The following is a 5,390-nucleotide window of genomic DNA, read 5'->3' as shown; positions in this document are numbered from 1 at the left end:
TCGGCTTGATCGTCCGCGTGCTGGTCGACCGGGCGCAGAGCGAAGAGGTGCTGCAGGAAGTGTTCCTGGAGGTGTGGCAATCCGCCGGGCGGTTCGCTCCGAACAAGGGGCAGGGAAGATCGTGGGTCCTGACCATGGCCCACCGCCGCGCGGTGGACCGGGTGCGGGCCTCGCAGTCCAGTGCCGACCGCGACCGCAGAGCGGGCCTGCGTGACCTCGACGTCGCACACGACGACGTCGCCGACCAAGTGGAGCTGAAGGTGGAGGGGCAGAAGGTGGCCAGTGCGCTGTCGACCCTCCCCGTCGCCCAGCGTGAAGCGATCGTTTTGGCCTACTACGGCGGCTACAGCCAGAGCGAGATCGCTGTGCTGGTGGGTGCGCCCCTCGGAACGGTCAAGACCCGGATGCGCGACGGACTGTCGCGCCTGCGCTCCGCGATGGGGGTGACCGCATGACCGAGCAGGAATTCGCCGAGCTCGCCGCCGGTCATGCCCTGAACGCGCTGTCGCACGAAGATGAGGCGCAGTACTGGGAGGCGCTCGCCGCCCACCCGGAATGGGAGCACGTGGTGCGAGCGGATGCCGCCACCGCCGCAGCCCTCGCCGAAGGCGTGGCGCCCGTTGCGCCGCCGCTGACGGCGCGGTCGATGCTGCTGGTGCGCGTCGCCGCCCTTGCGCGGGAGCAGGGGGCGCCGGCGGGTGCGGGGGTCGGCGAGGCAACGGCTGGGGACGCGACGGCTGGGGACGCGACGGCTGGGGCTGGGGGGCTGGCGGCTGGGGAGCCGCCGGCGGCCGGCGCTGGGGGCCCGGCCGCGACGGCGGCTGTGACGGCTGCGGACCCGCCGGCTGCGCCCGCTGCGGCGCCTGCGAGCCCACCCGGTGCCGCCGCTGCGGGCCTGGGTGACGGCGACGTGGCGGATGCCGATGCGGCGGATGCCGGTGCGTCGGATGCCGATGCGGCGGACACCGACGCGACGCAGGTCGTGGGAGAAGCGCGCGCCGGACAGGACACGCACGAGGACAGCCTCGACGGCGGGGATGCGGCGCAGGTGTCCGAGACCGCGGAGGCGCCGACGAGCCCCGACACCGACACCACGCCGACCACCATGACCGGGCTCTTCAGGTGGGCGACGGTCGACACGTCGTCGGCGCCTGTGCAACCGGCATCCAGTTCCCAGGGCGTGGACGAGCCGCCGACCACGACGGCGGTGCAGGCGACGATGCGTCGCCGGTGGACGCGCGGGCTCATTGCGCTCGCCGCCTCCCTGACCCTGCTCGTGGGCGTCGGGTTCGGAGCCGGTGTCGTGCACACCTGGCTGAACCGACCGGCCTCGGTGGTCGCGCTCGACGAGATCAAAGACGCCCCCGACGCGAGGTCCGCCACCGTGGTGATGGATGGCGGCCTGACCGCGACGGCCTACTGGTCCGCGGAGCGCGGCGAAGCGGTGCTGGTGTCGGAGGGGCTGCCGTCCATCCCCGAAGACGAGACGTTCGAGATGTGGGTCATCCGCGACGATGAGCCGCTGTCCGCGGGTACCTTCCTGCCCGAGGCAGGCAGCCAGGCCACTACGGTGATCGACGGCGAAGTGCAGCCGGGCGACGTGATCGCGATCACGGTGGAGCCGGCCGGGGGCGCGCCCGAGGGCGTGCCGACGAGCGATCCCATCGTCGCCGTGCCGACGGCCTGAGCCGGGCGACCAGGCTCGGTTCCCGGGCCGGGCGGTACCCTGTAGTGATGACCGAAGACGCCGGGAACCCGTTCCACAAGCCTGTGAGGCGGCCCTCGGAGACCTTCGATCGGCGGTTCGCGGCCGAGGATCCTGCCGAAGTGTCGCGCGTCGCACACGCGACCGCCCACGCCCTGCTGACCCGGGTGCGTGAACAGCAGGACGCCGATGTCGTGGAGCGGCTCATCGGGTTCACCGATCGCCACGGCGTCCACGACATCGCCGAACTGTGGTCGCAGTCGCCCGCACGATCGCTGCCGGGCGCGCTGTGGCGGCTGTACCTGCTGCAGCTGATGATCCACGACGACCCCCACACGGCGGCGCTGCTCTACGACCGCGGCAGGCTGGCGAGCACCACCGTCGACCCCGTGGTGGCGGGGGCGCCCACGCCGGCCGGGCCGGAGGAGCTGGTGACCCTCGTGGACACGATCCTGCGGGGCCTGTTCACGGGCGACTTCGCAGTCGCGCTGGAGCGGGCCGCGGCCTTCTGCCGCGTGCAGGCCAGCGGTGCGACGCACTTGGCCGACGATTACGAGGGCACCGAGTCCGACCGGGCGAGCGCCCTGACCACGCGTGCCCTGCGGCTGTCGACCTACGCCGGCGACCTGACTTCCTGCGCCGCGCTCTGGCGCCGCGACTCGCTGACCTGACCCGTGGCCGGTCCGGCCCGGGCCGCGCGCCGCCCGGCCGGGCCGCGCGCGCCCTGCACCCCGGCCGCCCGCGCCCGCGAGGTGCAGCCCGGCCCGGACCACCCCCTGCCGGTGAGACGAAACCTGGCGGACGAGACAGTGGGAAATACCCATGGTCTCGGCCGCCAGAATTCGTTTCACCGCGGGGCACCGTCTCACGGCGGCGGCGGCGGCGGCGGCGGGACGCTGGGGGCTGCACGGACGGCGGATGCCACGAAGCGCGGAAGCGCGCGGCGCGGCGGACCCCAGGGGCGGCGGGAAAGCCGCAGACGCCGGGCCCGACCCAAAGAAAGTGCCGGGCCGCAGAACGCCTCTCGGCGCGAGGCCGCTCATAGCGGCGAAAGATGGAGCCCGGGGTTACTGCGGCCCGGCTGGTCAAGTGTAACCGAGACCGGCGCGGGGGCATTCCCCGGAATTCCTGCTGTGGGCACGCAAACCCCGCGCACACCGCGCGCACGCCCCCTCCGCCGCCATCCCGGCGCGTAGGCTCGCCCCATGGCCTGGTATTCCGCGCTCATGATCGACCCCGCCGCCGCAGACGACCCCCGCGACGACTTCGCGGCCACGTTCACGGCCATCGACCCGGCGGCGCCGGCGCTCAGCGTGGGTGAGCTCAGCACGCAGCGCGGCGACGGCATCTTCGAGTCGATCGGCGTGGTCGACCGGCATCCGCAAGAGGTCACCGCCCACCTCGAGCGGCTCGCCCACTCGGCCCGCATCTGCGATCTGCCCGCCCCGAACCTCGCGCAGTGGCGCCAGGCGATCGCCGAGGTCGCGGTCGCCTGCGGTCCGGGGGAGTCGGTGATCAAGCTCATCCTCAGCCGCGGTGTCGAGCACGGGCCTGCACCGACCGCGTGGGTCACGGCCGCAGCGGCATCCGATTTCACGGCCATCCGCCGTGACGGCGTGCGGGTCGTCACCCTGGACCGCGGCTACGCCATCGACGTGCCCTCACGCGCGCCGTGGCTGCTGCTGGGCGCGAAGACCCTCTCGTACGCGGTGAACATGGCCGCGATCCGCGAGGCCAAGCGCCGCGGCGCCGACGATGCCGTCTTCGTCACGTCCGACGGGTTCGTGCTCGAAGCGCCCACGGCCTCGCTCATCATCCGCCGCGGCGACACGTTCGTGACCCCCGCGGCGAACGGCGGCATTCTGCAGGGGACGACCCAGCTCAGCCTCTTCGCGCACCTCGAGCAGCAGGGGTTCGTCACCGCGTACGAGACGATTCCCCTCGATCAGCTCGCGACGGCGGATGCCGCGTGGCTGGTGTCGAGCGTGCGACTGGCCGCGCCCATCACCGCGGTCGACGGCACCCCGCTCGCGGTGGACGCCGAGCTGACGGCATCCGCCAATCGCTATCTGCTGAGCCCGCGCGACTGAGACCCCGGCAATACCCGCGCCGCCGCCGGAAAGCTCAGCCGAAGCGGCCCGAGACGTAGTCCTCGGTGGCCTTCTGCGACGGCGTGGTGAAGATGGTCGTGGTGTCGTCGTACTCGATGAGCTTGCCCGGCTTGCCGGTGCCCGCGATGTTGAAGAACGCGGTCTTGTCGGACACACGCGATGCCTGCTGCATGTTGTGCGTGACGATCACGATCGTGTAGTCCGACTTCAGCTCGTCGATGAGCTCCTCGATCGCGTACGTCGAGATGGGGTCCAGCGCCGAGCAGGGCTCGTCCATCAGAAGCACCTGCGGCGACACCGCGATCGCCCGTGCGATGCACAGACGCTGCTGCTGCCCGCCCGACAGGCCCGAGCCGGGACGGTCGAGACGGTCCTTGACCTCGTTCCAGAGGTTCGCGCCGCGCAGCGACTTCTCAACCAAGTCGTCGGCGTCGGACTTCGAGATGCGCTTGTTGTTGAGCTTCACCCCGGCCAGCACGTTCTCCTTGATCGACATCGTGGGGAACGGGTTGGGCCGCTGGAAGACCATGCCCACCTGCCGGCGCACGAGCACCGGGTCGACGCTCGGCCCGTAGAGGTCGTCGCCGTCGAGCAGCACCTTGCCTTCGACGCGCGCCCCGGGGATCACCTCGTGCATGCGGTTGAGGGTGCGCAGGAACGTCGACTTGCCGCAGCCGGACGGGCCGATGAAGGCCGTGACGCTGCGCGGCTCGATCTCGAGCGAGACGCCCTCGACGGCGAGGAAGTCGCCGTAGTACACGTTCAGGTCGTTGACTTCGATGCTCTTGGACAACTGGGGTTCCTTCAGGTCGGAAGAATCGGGGGATGCCGCGTCAGCGGCTCGTCTTGGGGGCGAACACCCGCGCGATGAGGCGCGCGAGCAGGTTCAGCGCCATCACGGCGACGATCAGCACGAGGGCGCCAGCCCAGGCGCGGTCGACGTACGCCGAACCCGGGATGCCCTGGTTCATGTACTGCGTGTAGACGAACACCGGCAGCGACGCCATGCGGCCTTCGAAGAGGTTGTAGTTCATCGACGTGGCCATGCCGGCGGTGATGAGCAGCGGTGCAGTCTCGCCGATCACGCGGGAGATCGACAGCATGATGCCGGTCGTGATTCCCGCGATGGAGGTGGGGAGCACCACCTTGACGATGGTCAGCCACTTCGGCACGCCCAGCGCGTAGGCCGCCTCGCGCAGTTCGTTGGGGACGAGGCGCAGCATCTCCTCGGTCGAGCGGACGACGACCGGGATCATCAGCACCGACAGCGCCACCGCGCCCATGATGCCCATCCGCACGCCCGGACCGAAGAACAGTGCGAAGAGGGCGAACGCGAACAGGCCGGCGACGATCGAGGGGATGCCGGTCATGACGTCCACGAGGAACGTGATGCCCCGGGCGAGACGCTTCCCGGCGCCGTACTCGATGAGGTAGATCGCGGTGAACAGGCCGATCGGAATCGAGATGGCCGCCGCCGCGAGGGTGATCAGGAGTGTGCCCACGATGGCGTGCAGCGCGCCGCCGCCCTCGCCGACGACGTTGCGCATCGAGTGGGTGAAGAACTCCGCAGACAG

The 5,390-nt window shown here is 71.2% G+C and carries 6 protein-coding genes; 4 read left to right on the top strand and 2 right to left on the bottom strand.

The features are described 5' to 3' along the window. From NQ160_RS17690 to NQ160_RS17675, 4 genes are all read left to right on the top strand, one after another. Positions 1 to 455: sigma-70 family RNA polymerase sigma factor (locus NQ160_RS17690; RefSeq protein ID WP_257516457.1), on the top strand; the 455-nt coding region annotated here is incomplete at its 5' end. Next, entirely contained in the window at positions 452 to 1,687 is a 1,236-nt protein-coding gene (locus NQ160_RS17685) for an anti-sigma factor (protein WP_257516456.1), read from the top strand. The genes NQ160_RS17690 and NQ160_RS17685, both read left to right, overlap by 4 nt. 47 nt (positions 1,688 to 1,734) lie before the next feature. Further along, complete coding sequence (locus NQ160_RS17680; RefSeq protein ID WP_257516455.1) at positions 1,735 to 2,376, top strand: DNA-directed RNA polymerase subunit beta; 642 nt, start codon at positions 1,735 to 1,737, stop codon at positions 2,374 to 2,376. A gap of 534 nt (positions 2,377 to 2,910) precedes the next feature. After that, the gene (locus NQ160_RS17675) at positions 2,911 to 3,795 is read left to right on the top strand and encodes an aminotransferase class IV (RefSeq protein ID WP_257516454.1); all 885 of its coding nucleotides are present in this window, start codon (positions 2,911 to 2,913) and stop codon (positions 3,793 to 3,795) included. 34 nt (positions 3,796 to 3,829) lie between these two features. Here the strand turns inward: NQ160_RS17675 and pstB are convergent, their stop codons facing one another. Together pstB and pstA are read right to left on the bottom strand one after the other, a co-directional pair. Next, on the bottom strand, positions 3,830 to 4,609 hold the full coding sequence (gene pstB, locus NQ160_RS17670; protein ID WP_257516453.1) for a phosphate ABC transporter ATP-binding protein PstB: 780 nt from the start codon (positions 4,607 to 4,609) through the stop codon (positions 3,830 to 3,832). A 40-nt stretch (positions 4,610 to 4,649) separates the two neighbouring features. Beyond that, positions 4,650 to 5,390: phosphate ABC transporter permease PstA (gene pstA / locus NQ160_RS17665; protein ID WP_257516452.1), on the bottom strand; the 741-nt coding region annotated here is incomplete at its 5' end.

This window comes from Microbacterium sp. zg.Y909 (assembly GCF_024626565.1).
Note: the sequence above shows the minus strand (reverse complement) of the source record. Positions and strands in the feature narration are given on the sequence as shown.